The organism is Roseomonas rosulenta, assembly GCF_016106005.1.
GTDB classification, from domain to species: domain Bacteria; phylum Pseudomonadota; class Alphaproteobacteria; order Acetobacterales; family Acetobacteraceae; genus Neoroseomonas; species Neoroseomonas rosulenta.
This window is the reverse complement of record NZ_JACADR010000081.1, coordinates 1-17,111: the sequence shown is the minus strand read 5'-3', so window position 1 is coordinate 17,111 and position 17,111 is coordinate 1. Positions and strand designations below refer to the sequence as shown.

Genomic DNA, 17,111 nt, shown 5'->3' with positions numbered 1-17,111 from the left:
CGCCGCGGCGGATGCTCCCGGGCGCCGGGCGGACGCCCCGCATGCCGGGCGCCCCGTTCCGGCGGGCATCCCTTCCGAAGCGGCCCGCCTCGGGCGGGGGTGGAGCCGCGCGGCAATTCCTCTCTGCCCCGGGGGGCTCTAGCCTCGCGCCGGCGGGTCGGGCAAGGACGGGCGCCGCCCGGCCCGGCGCCGGATGCAGGAGGGATTCGCCAGCATGTCCGACACCGCCATCGCCGCCGCGCTCGCCGCCATCCGCGCCCGGATCGCCGAGGCCTGCGCCCGCGCGAACCGCCCCGCCGGCAGCGTGACGCTGGTCGCCGTCTCCAAGACCCATCCGCAGCAGGCCGTGCTCGACGCCCTGGCCGCCGGGCAGCAGGTGTTCGGCGAGAACCGCGTGCAGGAGGCAGCGGAGAAGTTCCCGCCGCTGCGCGCCGCGCATCCGACCATGCGCCTGCACATCATCGGCGGGCTCCAGACCAACAAGGCCCGCGACGCGGTGCGCGTCGCCGACGTGATCGAGACCATCGACCGCCCGAAGCTCGCCGCCGCCATCGCCGAGGCCATGGCGAAGGAAGGCCGCCGCCCCGACTGCCTGGTGCAGGTGAACACCGGCGAGGAGCCGCAGAAATCCGGCGTGGCGCGCGCAGACGCCGACGCCTTCATCCGCGCCGCGCGCGAGGAGCATGGCCTGCCGGTGACCGGGCTGATGTGCATCCCACCGGTGGACGAGGACCCGCGGCCGCATTTCGCGTATCTGGCCAATCTCGCGGCGAAGCACGGGCTGCGTGAGGTCTCGATGGGCATGAGCGCGGATTTCGAGGCGGCGATCGCCGAGGGCGCGACGCTGGTGCGCGTGGGCAGCGCGATTTTCGGGGCGCGGCCGCCTGCGCCGGGCTGAGGTGCCCGCCCGGGCCGCACGCCGCGCGAAGGCGGGGGCGGCCGGCGATGGCGGGCACCCGGGGCGACAGGCCATCGCAGGGGTCGCGCCTGTGGTTCTCCCGGCGGCCTTGACGCACCGCGGCGGGCGCGGGATTCACCGCCCGGTCCCGACCAGCCAAGGCCCTCCATGACCCGCGTCTTCTCCGGCATCCAGCCCTCGGGCGTTCCGACCCTCGGCAACTATCTCGGCGCCATCCGCAACTGGGTGCCCCTGCAGGACCATGCGGAGGCCATCTACTGCGTGGTGGACCTGCATGCCATCACGGTCTGGCAGGACCCGAAGGAATTGCTGCGCCAGACGCGCGAGATGGCGGCGGCGCTCATCGCCTGCGGGCTCGACCCGAAGCGCTGCATCCTGTTCGTGCAGTCACATGTGCGCGCGCATGCCGAGCTCGCCTGGATCTTCAACTGCGTCGCGCGGTTGGGCTGGCTGAACCGCATGACGCAGTTCAAGGACAAGGCCGGCAAGAACCAGGAGGCGTCCTCCGCCGGGCTGTACGTCTATCCGAACCTGATGGCGGCGGACATCATGGCCTATCACGCGACGAAGGTGCCGGTCGGCGACGACCAGAAGCAGCACCTGGAGCTCGCCAACGACATCGCGCAGAAGTTCAACCACGACTACGGCGTGGAGTTCTTCCCCACCATCGAGCCGCTGATCCAGGGTGTCGCCGCGCGCGTGATGTCGCTGCGCGACGGGACGAAGAAGATGTCGAAGTCCGACCCGTCCGACCAGTCGCGCATCAACCTGACCGACGACGCCGACACGATCGCGATGAAGATCCGCCGCGCCAAGACCGACCCCGAGCCGCTGCCCGACCACATGGCGGGCCTCGAGAACCGGCCGGAGGCGCGCAACCTGGTCGGCATCCTGGCCGCCATCACCGACACGCTGCCCGAGAACGTGCTGCGCGAGCATGGCGGGCAGGGCTTCGGCGCCTTCAAGTCCACGCTGGCCGATGCGCTGGTGGCGCATCTGCAGCCGATCGCGGCCGAGATGAAGCGCCTGCTGGACGATCCGGGCGCATTGGATGCCGCGTTGCATGTGGGGGCGGAGCGCGCGCGCGCGATCGCCGAGCCAATCTGCGCGAAGGCGCGGGAGATCGTGGGCTTCCTGCCGGCGCGCTGAGGCGCCGAAATCCGGGATCGCATCCGGTCCGGCAGAACGGCTGCGCGGTTCCGCCAGCCGGACATGGGCCGCTCCGGATCGCACCTTCTGAGGAGCCGGACGCCCGGCCCGAGGGTTCCGCCCGGTTGGAGCCTGGTCTAGGGCCGCATCCGCTCGCCTCGGCTCGCGACGACGCCTCTGGCCTGTTGTTTTGGCGAGTATCTTCACCCGATCACGTGAATCCACCTGATCGGGAATTGGTCTAACGACCCGCCGGGCGCAGCGAGCGGAGGCCGAGGTCGCGCGCCATCCGCAGGCCTCCCGGCGGCGCCGGGGCGCAGATGCGCGGCGCGTCCCAGCATTGCTGGCCATGGGCCGGGCGGTACAGCGGCAGGTCGCCGACCGGGTCGCTCGCCGCCACCGCAACGGCCGGCAGGCGCGGATAGTCCGTGGCGGCGAGCTGGCGCGGCGTCGGCGCGACCACCAGCAGGATCCAGGCAAGGAGGCCCGCGGCAATCGCCGGCAGCCGCGCGCCACCGCCGAGCGCGGCCGCTGCGGCGGACATGCCCGCCCCCGACGCCGCCCCTTGCGCCGTCGCGGACAGGCGGCGCAGCAGGACGGGCAGCGCGAGCGCCAGCGCCAACAGGGACGGCAACACCAGCCATGCCATGCCGTAGCGGAGCAGCGGCGCCGAGGTGAACCAGAAGGCGATCCCGCCGACCGAGGCCGCGAACATCATGGCGATCGCGGCGCGTTGCGGCGCCTGCCGCGCCGGCGCCGGCCGCACGGCCAGGGCGGCAACACCCGCCAGTGCCGCCAGTACGGCCAGCACGAACACGGCCTGGCCTGCCGGTTCGGACCGTGCGGCGTCGAGCCAGCCGGGCACCCAGGACCAGCCTGCCGGCACTAGGTCCGGCGGCGTGTTCGGTTGCCTCGCCCAGGCCTGCACCCAGGCCATGTCCAACCGGGCCACCGCATCCTCCACGCGCCAGGGCAGCGGTAGGCAGGTGCCGGGATGCGGATAGGCCAGGCAGCCCGAGGTGGCGACGCCCCGCAGCAGCGCAGGCAGGCCGATGGCAAAGGCAGCGCCGGCGCCGGCCAGGGCATCCCGCGCCCCGAGGCTGCCGCCGCGCCACAGTGCGAAGGCCGCCGGCAGCAAAAGCAGGACAAGCGGCAGCGCCGCCAGCTTCACCGTCACCGCGAGGGCGACCACGACGGCCAGGAGCGCCAGCAGGTGGGGCGCCGCGGTCAGAACCAGCCGGAGGCAGATCTGCATCGCCAGCAGCACCAGAAGGATGACCGGCAGGTCGGTATTCGGGTTGCCGAGCAGCGCGGGCACGCCGAAGGCCGGAACCAGCAGCACCGCGCAGGCGCTGAGCGAGAAGGCGGTGACCGGCGCCGCGGCGCCGCGCGCCTCCCAGCCGCGCCAGGCGAGCGTCCATGCCACCAGCACCAGCAGCACGGCATTGACCGCGAAGGCACCCGCAAGCCCCTGCCCACTGAGGGACTGCATGGCGGAGACGAACGGCCAGGACGAATTGTAGCCGAAGCGCTCGTGGATGTTGGCGATGCCGAGGATGGCCGGAAACTCCATCGCCTGGCGGACCACCTGGAGGTGGTAGAGCCCCGTGTCGTAGTGGAAGGCGGCGCTGCGATAGGCATGGCGGGCTGCCCACAGCAGCAGCCCCGCGAACAACGCCGCCGGCAGCGCAACCGGGCCGCTGGCGGCGCGGTGCCTGCGCCATGCCACGGGAAGGTGCCATGCGAAGGCGGCAAGGCCCGCCAGCGCGGCGCTTCCCGTCACCACCGCCGAGAGCGGGACCAAGGCGTGGGCAACGATGCCGACCGGTGCGGCCAGCGCCAGGCCCAGCACCCCGAGCTCGCCGAGGTCGAGCGGCGCGACCCGGCCGCGAAGGCGGGCGAGAAGCGCCGCCGCCAGCACGCCCCAGCCGATACTGACCGCGAGGCCGGCGCCGATCACGCCGGCGACGAGGATCACGGCGGGCCGCTCAGCGCCCGGTCTGGATGCGTTCCACCAGCTGCTTCACGGACGGCACAAAGCCGTTCGAGTAGAACGGGTCCTGCGCGAAGCGATAGGCGTTGTGGCCGGCGAACATCAGGTTGTTCTCCATGCCGCGGTCATGCGCCACGTCCTGCAGCGTCTTCTGGATGCAGAAGCTACGGGGGTCGGCCTTCTTGCCGGTGCTGAAGTCGGGTTCGGTCTGCGCCCAGTTGCTGAACCGGCAATGGGAGAGGCAGCCCATGCAGTCCACCTGGTCCTTCACGATCTCCTGCGCCTTGGCGGGCGTCACGAAGATGAGGGTGTTGTCCGGCGTGCGCATCGCCTCGGTGAAGCCTTCGGCCTCCCAATGCGAGACGCGCGCGAGGTCGTGCGGGACCAGGAACACCTTCCGCTTACGCGGGCCCACGCCGTATTCCGCCATGTGGTCGCCCACCGGCTCGAGGGTGAAGGCGACCTGGCGCTCGTTGCGCTCCTCCAGCTCCTGCAGGAAGGCGTTGCGCACGGCGGAGGAGTAGAAGCCGGTCGGCGAGAAGGGCTGCAGCAGCACGTCGCCGGGCTTCAGCGTCAGCAGCCGCTGCTTCCAGGCCTCCGGGATCGGGCTTTCCTGGGTCAGCAGCGGGCGGGTGCCGAACTGGAAGGCGACAGGCCCGAGCTCCGGGTTGTCGATCCAGTCCTCCCATTCCTCGAGCCACCAGACGCCGCCGGCCATGATGATGGGCGTGTCGTCCAGGCCGAATTCGCGCATCTGCTGGCGCAGCTTCAGCACGCGGGCGTAGGGCGCCTCGGGCTTCTTCGGGTCCTCGCTGTTCGACAGGCCGTTATGGCCGCCGGCCAGCCAGGGATCCTCGTAGACCACGCCGCCGAGCCATTCGCGCGTCTTGGAATAGGCGCGCTTCCACAGCGCGTTGAAGGCGCGCGCCGAGGAGACGATCGGGTAGTAGTGGACGCCGTAGTCGCGCGCGATGTCGGCCAGGCGATAGGGCATGCCGGCACCGCAGGTGATGCCGTGGATCAGCCCCTTCGCCCCGTCCAGCATGCCGCGCGCGACACGCTCGGCACCGCCCATCTCCCACAGGATATTGGCGTGGATGCGCCCCTTGCCGCCGGCCATGTCCCAGGCACGTTTCGCCTGCGCGATGGCGCCGTCGATCGCGTAGCGGACCAGCTCCTCGTGCCGGTCGCGGCGCGTCTTGCCGTGGTAGACCTGCGGGATCGGGTTGCCGTCCGCGTCGTAGGAATCGGCATTGACGGCCGAGAAGGTGCCGACCCCGCCAGAGGCCGCCCAGGCCCCGCAGGACATGCCGTTGGACACGGCGACACCCTTGCCGCCTTCCACCAGCGGCAGCACGTCCACGCCGCCCATGCGGATTGCATTGATGGCCTTCAACGAAAGGCGCTCCCCCAGAATATCATGACCGCAATATGGCACGGGCCGGGGCCCCTGACAGGGGCCCCGGCCCGGTTCGGCCGATCGTGTCAGTCCGCCGCTTCGCCGCCGCGGTCACGGCGCGGGCCGCGGTCGCCACGGTCGCCACGGTCGCGGCGCTCGCCGCGGTCCGGGCGGTCGCCATCCTCACGCGGACGCTTCGCACCGACCTGGTCGCTGATGTCCGCGCCCGTGGCCTGGTCCACCACGCGCATGGACAGCTTCACCTTGCCGCGGTCGTCGAAGCCGAGGACCTTGACCTTCACCTGGTCGCCTTCCTTGACGATGTCGGTGGTCTTGTTGACGCGCTCCTGCGACAGCTCGCTGATGTGCACGAGCCCGTCCTTGGCGCCGAGGAAGTTCACGAAGGCGCCGAATTCGGCGGTCTTCACGACCTTCCCGTTGTAGATCACGCCGACCTCGGGCTCGGCCACGATACCGCGGATCCAGTCGATGGCGCGCTGTGCGGCCTCGATGCTGGTGGCCGCCACCTTGATCGTGCCGTCATCCTCGATGTCGATCTTCGTGCCGGTCTGCTCGGTGATCTCGCGGATCACCTTGCCGCCGGAGCCGATCACGTCGCGGATCTTGTCCTTGGGCACGTTGATCACGGTGATACGCGGGGCGGTGGCCGCCACGTCCGAGCGGTTGCCCGAAAGGCCCTTGGCCATCTCGCCCAGGATGTGCAGGCGCCCGTCGCGCGCCTGGTCGAGGGCGATCTTCATGATCTCGAAGGTGATGGACGTGATCTTGATGTCCATCTGCAGGCTGGTGATGCCCACATCCGTGCCGGCCACCTTGAAGTCCATGTCGCCGAGGTGGTCCTCGTCGCCCAGGATGTCGGACAGCACGGCAAAGCCGCGGTCTTCCTTGATCAGGCCCATGGCGATGCCGGCGCAGGGGCGCTTCAGCGGCACGCCCGCATCCATCATCGACAGCGAGGTGCCGCAGACCGTCGCCATGGACGACGAGCCATTGCTCTCCGTGATCTCGGAGACCACGCGGATGGTGTAGGGGAACTTCTCCTTCTCCGGCAGCAGCGGGTGGATCGCGCGCCAGGCGAGCTTGCCATGGCCCACTTCACGCCGGCCCGGGGAGCCCATGCGGCCCGTCTCGTTCACCGAGTAGGGGGGGAAGTTGTAGTGCAGCATGAAGTCCTCGCGGTACTCGCCCGCGAGGGCGTCGATGATCTGCTCGTCCTGCCCGGTGCCCAGCGTCGCGACGCACAGCGCCTGCGTCTCGCCACGGGTGAACAGCGCGGAGCCGTGCGCGCGCGGCAGCACGCCCACCTCGGCCACGATCGGGCGCACGGTGCGCGTGTCGCGCCCGTCGATGCGCTTGCCGGTGTCGAGGATGTTGTTGCGTACGACGTCGGCCTCGAGCTCCTTCAGGAGCCCCTTCGCCGCGGCGACGTCCGCGCCTTCGGCTTCCAGCGCCGCGACCACGGCCTTCTTCACCGCGCCGACCTTCTCCTGGCGGAGCAGCTTCTGCGTCTCGGTGTAGGCGACCGCCATGTCGGCGCGGCCGAGCTCGGCGATGCGCGCCTTCAGGGCCTTGGTCGCGTCGCTCTCCTCGGGCAGCGCCCAGGGCTCCTTCGCCGCGACCTCGGCGAGCTCGATGATCGCCTGGATCACCGGCTGGAAGGACTTGTGGCCGAACTCCACGGCGCCGAGCATGACTTCCTCGGTCAGCTCGCTCGCCTCGGATTCCACCATCAGCACGCCCTCGGCGGTGCCCGCGAGCACGAGGTCGAGCACGCTCGACTTCCGCTCCTCGGCGGTCGGGTTCAGCACGTACTGGCCGTTGATATAGCCCACGCGCGCGCCGGCGATCGGGCCGAAGAAGGGGATGCCCGAGAGCGTCAGCGCGGCGGAGCAGCCGACCATCGCCACGATGTCGGCCTCGTTCTCGAGGTCATGCGACAGCACGGTGGCCACCACCTGCACCTCGTTGCGGAACCCGTCCGGAAACAGTGGGCGGATCGGCCGGTCGATCAGGCGGGAGGTCAGCGTCTCGAATTCGGACGGACGGCCCTCGCGCTTGAAGAAGCCGCCCGGGATCTTTCCGGCGGCGAAGGCCTTCTCCTGGTAGTTCACGGTCAGCGGGAAGAAGTCCTGCCCCGGCTTCACGCTGCGCGCGCCGACGGCGGTGCACAGCACGATGGTGTCGCCCAGGCGGGCCAGCACGGCGCCGTCGGCCTGGCGGGCGATCTTGCCGGTTTCCAGCACCAGGGTCTTGCCGCCCCAGGCGATTTCCTTGCGGAAGTACTTGTCGAACATCGGTCGTCCTCTCGGGCGCGGCGCCGGATGCGCCACGCGGTCCGTGCCCGCCCGTCCTTGCGCGGGCGGCGGCACGGCGGAAGGGGCCAGGCATGGCCCCGGGAGCGACACGGAGGGCGGGACAGACACCGCGGGTCCAGGACCAGGGCCGGTGTGGTCGGCGTCTCGGGCGGCATGGGGTGGGCCCATCGCGGGGTGCGCGACGGGAAGGCCGCCCATGTGGCCGGAGGCGCCGCGCCGGTCCGATCAAGGGTCCCACGGCAGCACTGTCAGCCCGCCGCGGTCGCGGCGGTCGGCGCGCCCCGGCCGCCGGCCGGTCGCTTCCGGAGGGTCCTATGGCGCGAATCGGGGGAAAACACCACCGGAAACTCCCGGGCGGCGGCTCAGCCCCCCGCGCGCCGCCCGTGCAGCCACCGGAAGGCCGGCGGGGTCAGCACGGTCACGAGGAATATGCGCGTGACGTGCAGCGTCACGATCAGCGCCACGTCCATGCCCAGCACCTTGCCGGTCAGGCTCATTTCCGCGACCCCGCCCGGCGCGGTGCCGAGCAGCATGGCCCCAACCGGCGCGCCGAAGGCCCAAGCCAGTAGCGCCCCGGCCACCGCGCAGGCCGCCATCAGCAGCACCACCTGCATCACCGCATGCGGCAGGAAGCGGCGCAGCGGGCGGATGGTCTCCCGCCCGAAGGCCGCGCCCAGGCTGGCGCCGAGCACCACCTGCGCCAGCGCCGACAGCCAGGGTGGCACGCCCGAGAGCACGAAACCCGAGGCCGTGAGCGCCGCCGTGACCGACAGCGGCCCCAGCATCCACCCCGCCCGCACGCCGAGGCGCACCAGCGCCCAGCCAGCCACGAGGCCCCCCGCCACCTGCAGCGCCAGGATGCCCGGCGCGAAGGCAAGCACCGCCGAGGCCTGCGGCACATCCCCCCGCAGCCCCGCCAGGGCGAACAGGTTGGGCACGAGCACCACGACCGAGCAGACCCGCAGCAGCTGCGCCAGCGCCACCGGCGGCGGCCGCCCACCGTAGGATTCCGCCAGCATCGCCATGTCCGCGACGCCGCCCGGAATGGAGGCGAACCAGGCCGTCGCCATATCTACCTTGCCGCGGCGCGCCAGCAGCGGCGCCAGCGCCGCGCCGATCGCGAGCGTGATGAAGGCCGCCAGCAGCAGCAGCCCGGCCTGGGAGACCAGCAGCGCCGCCGTCGCAGGCGTGAAATAGGTACCGAGCGCAATCCCGATGACGCCGAGGAAGCCGTTGCGCAGCCTCGGGTCCGCCTCGGCCGGCGCGCCCAGCAGCCGGGCCGCGGCCACCGCCACGAGCGAGCCGATCAGCCAGGGCAGCGGCAGGTGCAGCGCGGCGAAGCCCGCCCCGCCCAGCCCGCCGATTGCACCCCCCAGCAGCAGGCGCAGGATGCGCGGCACGGTCATGGCGCCCAGCCGTTGCGCTGTCCGAAGGAAGGAATGCGACCCCGCTCCATTCACTGCGCCACGGCGATGCGGTGCCCCGCCGCCGCGCGACCGGCCGCAGTAGTTAGCAGGTTTCGTTCCAGCCCGTGCCGGGCCGGTCAGCCGGCCACCAGCACGCGGTCACGCCCCTGCCGCTTGGCTTCGTAGAGCGCACGGTCGGCCGCCGCCAGTGCCGCATCAATCCCCGCCGGCGCGGCGCCCACCACCGCCACGCCTGCGCTCAGCGTCACCGCCGCATCCCCGCCGGCCGGGTGCGGCACGGTGGCGCGCACCAGGGCACGCAGGCGCTCGGCGACCGAGACCGCGTCGGCCACGTCATCGCCCGGCAGCAGCAGCGCGAATTCCTCTCCCCCGAGGCGCCCCGCCACGTCGCGGCCGCGCACCGAGGCGCGGATCGCCGCCGCCACGCCGCGCAGCACCACATCCCCAGCCGCATGGCCGTGCCCGTCGTTGATCGCCTTGAAGCGGTCGAGGTCGAGCGCGACCACCACGCAGGGTTCGCCATGGCGCCGCACCGCCGCCAGCGCCGCGCCCGCCAGCGCCGAGAAGCCACGGCGATTGGGCAGGCCGGTCAACGGGTCGGTCTCCGATTGTTCCGCCAGGCGGGCTTCCAGCGCATCGCGCCGCCGCCATCCTTCGATCAGCAACAGGAAGAAGACCGGCAGCAGCGCATCGACCGCGACCCAGACCCAGGATTCGATGCTCGTCTCCAGCGCGGTGCCGCGCTCGATCGTGGCCAGGACGTCGTGCAGCGCCAGCCAGGCAATGCCCAGCAGGACCAGTGCGCCGATCAGCCGCTTCAGGCGCCGGAACCAGTCACCGCGCTTGGTGAGCGCGCGCAGCACGCCGAACGCCACGGCCGCGAGCGCCAGCAAGGCGGTGACACTGCGCAGCCCAAGATGGATGTAGGCTTCTGTCGTCACGTTCCTGGTCCGTTGGCGCGATCGCACCCTAGACTGCCACGCCGCCCTTAATGGAAGGATGCCGATGGCCTTCGCCGACCCGCGCGACGGGGATCTCGAGGACGATGCCTCGAGCACCTCGCGCCATTCGCTGCTGGGCCATGCGTCCCACATCCTGCTCGAGATCAGCCTGCCGAAGTTGGCCCTGGCCGCGCTGCTGCTGCTGGTGGTGCCGGCTGTGCTGATCGGCGCGGCGCCCAAGGTCGCGCTGTGGTTCGCCGAGGCGGTCTGGGCGCGGGTCTCCGACGCCGGGCGCTGGGCGAGCGTGGCGTTCGTCCTGCTGGTCGCGGCGGGAATCCTGTGGCGCTGGGGCGGGCGCCTGCTGCGCGCGACCGAGCGCAACTTCTGGGCGCTCAACGCCGCGCTGGTGCAGCCGCTGTACATGGCGGTGCGCGAACTGGTCGGCTTGGTGCTGGAACGCGTGGCGCCGACGCGGGACTTCGCCGCGGCGCGCCGCCTGGCCGGGCTGGTCGCGGGCGGCGTGCTAGCGCTGGGCGCGGCGATGGTCGCGCTGGCGGCGGGGCCGCTGCCGACGGTGATCATCGAGGACCTCTCGCCTAGCGGCCTGCTGCGGGCCGCCCGCGATTCTCTCGACAACGGCATCTGGGCGGTGGCGGTCTACCTGATGATCGGCGCGCCGGCCTGGTCGGTGGCTGAGGCACTGGCTGGGTCGCCACGGGAGATCGACGACGCGATCGTGCCGGGCGACGCCGCCTGGCGTATCGCGCACCTGTCGGACATCCATGTGGTCGGCGACCCCTACGGCTTCCGCCTGGAATGCGGGCGCGACGGGCCGCGCGGCAACGCCCGCGTCGATGCCGCGCTGGCGGCGCTGGAAGCCGAGGACGCCCGCGCGCACCTCGACTGGGTGCTGGTGACCGGCGACGTGACCGATGCCGGACGCAATGCCGAGTACATCGCCTTCGACGAGATCGCCGCGCGCCACCCTGCGCTGCGCGAGCGCCTGCTGGTCATCCCCGGCAACCACGACGTGAACATCGTGGACCGGGCCAATCCCGCGCGGCTCGAACTGCCGATCACGCCGGGCGGGTCGCTGCGGCGGCTGCGTTTCCTCGCGGCGACCGCGCGGCTGCAGGGGCAGCGCGTGCATGTCATGGACCGCACCAGGCGGCGAGTGGGGCCTACGCTGAACGACTGGCTGGCGGCGGATGGCCGAGGTGCGGCGCTGGCCCGCTTCATGGACGGGGGCGGCATCCGCGCCGGGCTCGCGGCGCGCGACGTCTGGAATCAGGCCTGGCCGATGGTGGTGCCGCCGCCAGCGCCGGACGGGCTCGGCGTGCTGCTGCTCGATTCGAATGCTGAGACGCATTTCTCCTTCACCAATGCGCTCGGCCTGGTCGGCATGGACCAGATGCGCGCGGCGGAGGCGGCAATGGCGCAGTTCCCCGCCGCGCGCTGGCTGGTCGCGCTGCACCACCACCTGATGGAGTACCCGCGCCCGGGCGCGCCGCTCGCCGACCGGATCGGCACCGCGCTGGTCAACGGGCACTGGGTTCTGGGCCGGTTGCGGCGCGTGGCTTCGCGCGTGCTGGTGCTGCATGGCCACCGGCATTTCGACTGGATGGGGCGGAGCGGCGCGCTGCGCATCGTCTCCGCGCCATCGGTGGTGATGGGCGCGCCCGACCGGGCAGAGGCGCATTTCTGGATCCACGCCCTGGCGCCGACGACGGATGCCGGGCTGGCGATGCTGGAACCGCGGCGCATCCGCGTGCCGGACGCGTCCCTTGCCGCGACGCCGCCTGCCCCATAGCCTTTGCGGCAAGGCTTCCCGCAGGAGAACACGATGCACACCACCGACCGCCGTTCCATGCTCGCCCTGGCCGCCGCGCTCGGGGCCGGCGCCGCGCTGCCCGCCGGTGCGCGGCCGCTCGACCAGGTGCTGTCCAGCCGTAGGCTGCGCGCGGGCATCAACCCGACCCTACCACCCTTCGGCACCTTCAACGACCGCAACCAGATCGACGGCTTCGACGCCGACATCGCGCGCGAGATCGCGCGGCGGATGAACATCGAGCTCGAGATCGTGCAGGTCGGCAGCCCCGACCGCATCCCCTTCCTGCAGGCCGACCGCATCGACATCGTGCTGGGTGCCATCACCCGCACCGTCGAGCGTGCGCTGGTGATCGACTACACCCAGCCGCTGCACACGCAATCCATGGTGGTGCTGACCAAGGCGAGCGGCACGGCGGTGCCAATCAACGCCCCGGCCGACCTCAACAACCGCGCGGTGCGCCTGGTGCAGGTGCGCGGCACGGTGGGCGTGCCCTGGATCCAGGCCAATGCCGCGCAGGCGCAGGTGACGCTGCTCGACAACTATCCGGACTGCTTCCGCGCCCTCGCGCAGGGGCGCGCGGACGCCATGGTGGACGTAGCGGAATCGGTCGTCATCCCGATGCGCAACTTCCAGGGCGTGCAGTGGAAGATCCTGGACCAGGTGCTGGCGAGCTTCTGGGTCGGCATCGGCGTGCAGAAGGGCAACACCGCGCTGCGCGACGTGCTGAACGTGGTGCTGTTCGAGATGCATCGGTCGGGCTTCGTGAACACCACCTGGGAGAAGTGGTTCGGCGTGCCGATGACCACGCCCATCCCGTTCAACCCGATGTTCTGACGTGACGCTCCAGTACGGGCAGGTCCTGCACTACCTGCCCGACCTGCTGCTGGGCGCGGGCATGGCGCTGTGGATCGCCCTGGTCGCCTTCGCCGGCGGGCTGCTGATCGGGCTGGTAGGCGCTGCCGTGCTGACGCAGGGGTCGCGCTGGGCGCGCGTGCCGGTGGTTATGTACGTGCGCTTCTTCACCTACACGCCCCAGCTCGTGCAGATCTTCTTCCTGTTCTTCGCGCTGCCGGAATTCGGCGTGATCCTGTCGCCCATCGCCGCGGTGCTGATCGGCATGACGCTGAACGCCGGCGCCTATCTCACCGAGATCGAGCGCGCTGGCTTCGCCTCGGTGCCGCAAGCGGAGCTGGATGCGGCAGAGACGCTAGGCTTGTCGCGTGCGCAGACCGTCTGGTACGTGATCGCGCCGCATGTGGTGCGCACGCTGTATCCGGCGCTGTCAAACCACTACATCATCATGACGCTGGGCACGTCGATGGCCGCCATCTTCGGCGTGGAGGAACTGACCGGGCGCGCGCTGAACGCCAACGCCATCTCCTTCCGGTCGGTCGAGATCTTCTCCATGACGGCGCTGATCTACATCGCGCTGACCATCATCGCCTCGATTCTGCTGTGGGGGTTGGGGCGGTGGCTGTTCCGCGTCAAGGCACGGGCCTTCTGAGCCATGTCCGCGTGGCAGATCCTGGCCAACGAGGCGCCGCGCTTCTTCACCTGGTGGAATATGCTGTTCCTCGGGCAGGCAGTGCTGAACACGCTGGTCGCCTCGGTTCTGGGCTGCGCGATCGGCTATGCGCTCGGCTTCGGCCTCGCCACGCTGCGGCTGCCGCAGGTCATGCCGATCGCGCCGGTGCGCGCGGGGGCGATCCTGTGGGTCGAGGCCTTCCGCCGCATCCCCTTCCTGGTGCTGCTGCTACTGGTCTTTTTCCTGAGCCAGGCGCTGAAGATCGAGGCGCCGCTCTGGGCCATCGCCGTCACCGCGGTGGCGATCCGCATGTCCGCGCTCGCGGCCGAGAATGTCCGCGCCGGCTACGAGAGCGTGCGCCCGCAGCAATGGGAGGCGGCGCTCACCATGAACATCCCGGCGCTGAGCGCGCTGCGGCGGATCGTGCTGCCGCAATCCTGGCGGGTGATCCTGCCGCCTTCCATCGTGCACGTGCTGTCGATGGTGAAGGAGACCTCCCTCGTCTCGCAGATCGGCTTCATCGAGATCACCTTCGCCGCCAAGATGCTCACCCAGCGCGGCTTCAGCGCCATGATCACCTATGGCACGGCGCTGGTGCTGTACTTCTGCGTCTCCTGGGCGCTGGCCTCGCTGGCGCGGGCGGCGGAACGGCGGCTGGTGGCGCGACCGGTCCTTACAATCCCGACGCCTTGAGGGCGGCCCGCAGCGCGGCGGTATCGGCGTCATCCACTGGCGGCTGCGGCGGGCGGACCGTCGCGTCGGGGATGATGCCCATCTCGCGCAGGCACCATTTCAGCCGCGCGGTGGCGCGCCCGCCGGGGGGCGCCCCGTAGATCGCCTCGGCCAGCGGTTCCAGGCGTTCGTGCAGCGCGCGCGCCGCCGGCAGGTCGTTGGCGCGCACCGCGGCATCGAGCGCGACGATCTCGTCCGGCATCAGGTCCGCGAGCGATACCAGCGAGCCGTCGCTGCCATGCACCATGCAGGCGAGCAGGTGCTCGTCGCCGCTGGCACAAACCGCGACATCTGGGCGCAGGCGCCTCACCTGGCGGCGCAGCGCGTCGTAGCCATCGACCTCCCACCCGCCTTCCTTGATGCCGACGACGCTCTCGATCTTCAGCAGCTCGGCCATGGTCTCGGGCGTGAAGCCCATGCGCCCGGCGGCGTGATGCGCCTGGAACAGGAACATCGGCATGCCCGGCACGGCATCGGCGATGATGCGGTGGTGCAGCACGGCCATGGCGGTGGTGTGCGCCAGCGCGAAGGCATTGGGCAGGAACACCATGATGGCGTCCGCACCCGCGGCCTGCGCGTCCTTCGCTTCCTCGGCGGCCTCGAGCGAGGATTCCGCATTCACGCCGGCAACGACCAGGCGCGAGGAATCGATGGTGGCGCGCGTGACCTCCACGGCGCGGGCTTTCTCGGCACGGGAGATGACGTAGTTCTCCCCGGCATGCCCGTTGATCAGCACGCCGCGAATGCCCGGGCGCATCACGCAATGCGCGGTGTGCACCGCATAGGCTTCCCAGTCGGGCGAGAAATCCGCGCGCATCGGCAGCACGGTGCTGGGATAGATGCCGTGGAACTTCATGCTGCGTTGCTCCGGGCGTTCAGCAGGCGATCGATCGGAAACAGCGGCAGGTCCGGCGCCTCGCCGAGCACCGCCTGCGCCAGGATGCGGCCCATATAGGGCCCGCTGGTATAGCCGGAATGTACGCTGCCGATGATCCAGGCATCGTCGATCCCGGGGATCGGGCCGATCGCGGGCAGCGCATCCGCCGTCTCCGCTTCCAGCCCCAGCCAGGATCGCAGCACCCGCGCCTCCCGCAGCGCCGGCACGGTATGGGCAGCAAGACGCACATTGCCGAGGAAGTTCTCCGGCCGCACCGCGACGCCACCGCGCGCGCGGTCGCCGATGCCCTGCCAGCCGCCGCCGATCAGCACGCTGCCATTGGCATACTGCTTCAGGCTGAGCAGGCCCGAGGCCACGCCCAGCACGGTGCGCATCACCGGCGCCATGCGCTCGGTCACCACCAGCTGGTTCACCAGCACCTTGATCGGCAGGTCGATGCCGAGCCAGGCCGCCATGTCCTGCAGCCAGACGCCGCCGGCCAGCACCAGGCGCGTGGCGCGCACCACGCCCGGCGGCGTCTCGAGCGCGAAGCGCCCATCCACGCCGCGCACAGGCGTGTTCTCCATCAGCGCGACGCCCACTTCGAGCAGCGCGGGGCGGAAGGCGCGACCGGTGAGGTAGGCGGAGGTGAAGCCATCGATCGGGCAATGCCCTGCCAGCTTCACGCCATCAGCCAGGCCAGGCTCGATCGCCTGCGCGGCGCAGCCATCGATCAGTTCGATCGGCGCCCCGGCGGCGCGGCGGATACGCGCGCGTTCCTCCAGCATCGCCACCTCGCCATCGGTGAAGGCGACGGACAGGCCCGGGCAGGCGGTGGCCAGCACATCGCCGCCGGCGCACCAGCGCGGCATGGTCAGCCACATCTCATGCGCGCGTAGCGCATAGGGGATCAGCGCCGCCCGGGTCATCTGCATGGTCAGCGTGCCGGCATTGACGCCGGAGGCCTCGCGGCAGATCTCGCCGCGGTCGAGCAGCGCCACGCGCATCCCGCCGCGCGCAAGGAACAGCGCGGTGGAACACCCCATCACGCCCGCGCCGACCACGGCCACGTCGAAGGATGCGCTCATATCGGGGCGGGCGCCGGCACGGGAATGTCACCGTAGTCGAAGGCGCCGAGTATCGCCTCCATCGGCACGGGCCGCAGCGGGATGCGACCGGTGGCGAAGCCGACCTCCGCCACCGGCACGCCGCGCGCGGTGGCCAGCAGCGCACCGGCGGCCTCCCCGCACATGCGCCCCTGGCAGGGCCCCATGCCGCAGCGGGTGAAGTGCTTGAGCTGGTTGAGTGTGGCCGCGCCATCGGCCGCCGCGACGTCGATCATGGAACGTGTCACGCCCTCGCAGCGGCAGACGATCGTATCGGACGGGATCGCTTCGATCAGCGTCGGCCGCAGCGCCATCATGCGCGCCATCGCCGCGCCGGCGCGCTGCGCCCGCTCCAGCGCGGCATCGGGTTCCGCGGCAGACGCGAGGCAGAGATCCTGCAACGCCGCGCGCGCCGCCACCCGTCCGGAAGCCGGCGCCGCCGCCGCACCGCGCACGCCCGCGCCATCGCCCGCGGCATAGAGCAGGGGCACGCTGGTGCGCTGCTGCGCGTCCAGCACCGGCACCCAGCCGCCATCTTCTGGCCGGTGAGCGTGGCGCGCGCGATAGGTGCGGGCCGCCTCGGTGGCGGGTACCAGGCCGTGGCCGATGCACAGCGCGTCCGCGACGAAGGCGCGATCGCCCACCTGCACGCGCGCCAGCACGCCATCGCCCTCCGCCGCCGAAACCGACGCGCCCTGCAGCACCGCCACGCGCGCGGCGAGCAGCCTGGCACGCCACCTCACACCCTGCGCCAGCAGGTCAGGACGCGCCGCGAGGGCGGGTAGCGCGCGCAGCCATTCGCCGGTGGTCGCCGCATCCACCACCGCCGCGACGGCGCCGCCGCCCGCCAGCACCTTCGCCGCCACCGCGTAGAGC

General features: G+C 71.4%; 14 protein-coding genes. 6 read left to right on the top strand and 8 right to left on the bottom strand.

The window, feature by feature from the left end:
• Positions 1-214 precede the first annotated feature (214 nt).
• Complete coding sequence (locus HW578_RS12055) at positions 215-898, top strand: YggS family pyridoxal phosphate-dependent enzyme (protein ID WP_198370802.1); 684 nt, start codon at positions 215-217, stop codon at positions 896-898.
• A gap of 168 nt (positions 899-1,066) precedes the next feature.
• Complete coding sequence (gene trpS / locus HW578_RS12050) at positions 1,067-2,068, top strand: tryptophan--tRNA ligase (RefSeq protein WP_198370801.1); 1,002 nt, start codon at positions 1,067-1,069, stop codon at positions 2,066-2,068.
• A gap of 241 nt (positions 2,069-2,309) precedes the next feature.
• On the opposite strand, the gene HW578_RS12045 is transcribed toward trpS, so the two are convergent.
• From HW578_RS12045 to HW578_RS12025, 5 genes are all read right to left on the bottom strand, one after another.
• Complete coding sequence (locus tag HW578_RS12045; protein ID WP_198370800.1) at positions 2,310-4,046, bottom strand: LIC_10190 family membrane protein; 1,737 nt, start codon at positions 4,044-4,046, stop codon at positions 2,310-2,312.
• Between the two features lie 10 nt (positions 4,047-4,056).
• A complete protein-coding gene (locus HW578_RS12040) occupies positions 4,057-5,457 on the bottom strand; it encodes an NAD(P)H-dependent flavin oxidoreductase (RefSeq protein ID WP_198370799.1) in 1,401 nt (466 codons plus the stop codon).
• Between the two features lie 89 nt (positions 5,458-5,546).
• Complete coding sequence (gene pnp / locus HW578_RS12035; protein WP_198370798.1) at positions 5,547-7,775, bottom strand: polyribonucleotide nucleotidyltransferase; 2,229 nt, start codon at positions 7,773-7,775, stop codon at positions 5,547-5,549.
• 383 nt (positions 7,776-8,158) lie between these two features.
• Positions 8,159-9,202, bottom strand: coding sequence for an AbrB family transcriptional regulator (locus tag HW578_RS12030; RefSeq protein ID WP_198370797.1), 1,044 nt, complete (start codon positions 9,200-9,202; stop codon positions 8,159-8,161).
• 137 nt (positions 9,203-9,339) lie between these two features.
• Positions 9,340-10,164, bottom strand: a complete 825-nt coding sequence (locus tag HW578_RS12025) for a GGDEF domain-containing protein (RefSeq protein ID WP_198370796.1) — start codon at positions 10,162-10,164, stop codon at positions 9,340-9,342.
• Positions 10,165-10,228: 64 nt separating this feature from the next.
• Between HW578_RS12025 and HW578_RS12020 the strand changes: the two genes are divergently transcribed.
• From HW578_RS12020 to HW578_RS12005, 4 genes are read left to right on the top strand one after another with little or no spacing between them, the layout of a single operon-like run.
• The gene (locus tag HW578_RS12020) at positions 10,229-11,974 is read left to right on the top strand and encodes a metallophosphoesterase family protein (RefSeq protein ID WP_198370795.1); all 1,746 of its coding nucleotides are present in this window, start codon (positions 10,229-10,231) and stop codon (positions 11,972-11,974) included.
• Between the two features lie 33 nt (positions 11,975-12,007).
• Complete coding sequence (locus HW578_RS12015) at positions 12,008-12,829, top strand: transporter substrate-binding domain-containing protein (protein ID WP_198370794.1); 822 nt, start codon at positions 12,008-12,010, stop codon at positions 12,827-12,829.
• Between the two features lies 1 nt (position 12,830).
• Complete coding sequence (locus HW578_RS12010) at positions 12,831-13,499, top strand: amino acid ABC transporter permease (protein WP_369407879.1); 669 nt, start codon at positions 12,831-12,833, stop codon at positions 13,497-13,499.
• A gap of 3 nt (positions 13,500-13,502) precedes the next feature.
• On the top strand, positions 13,503-14,213 hold the full coding sequence (locus HW578_RS12005) for an amino acid ABC transporter permease (RefSeq protein WP_198370793.1): 711 nt from the start codon (positions 13,503-13,505) through the stop codon (positions 14,211-14,213).
• On the opposite strand, the gene HW578_RS12000 is transcribed toward HW578_RS12005, so the two are convergent.
• The 3 genes from HW578_RS12000 to HW578_RS11990 form a co-directional block, all read right to left on the bottom strand.
• Entirely contained in the window at positions 14,194-15,108 is a 915-nt protein-coding gene (locus HW578_RS12000; RefSeq protein ID WP_198370792.1) for a dihydrodipicolinate synthase family protein, read from the bottom strand. The genes HW578_RS12005 and HW578_RS12000 overlap by 20 nt on opposite strands.
• A complete protein-coding gene (locus HW578_RS11995; protein ID WP_198370791.1) occupies positions 15,105-16,217 on the bottom strand; it encodes an NAD(P)/FAD-dependent oxidoreductase in 1,113 nt (370 codons plus the stop codon). Before HW578_RS11995 ends, HW578_RS12000 begins: the two co-directional genes overlap by 4 nt.
• Positions 16,214-17,111: (2Fe-2S)-binding protein (locus HW578_RS11990; protein WP_198370790.1), on the bottom strand; the 898-nt coding region annotated here is incomplete at its 5' end. The genes HW578_RS11990 and HW578_RS11995, both read right to left, overlap by 4 nt.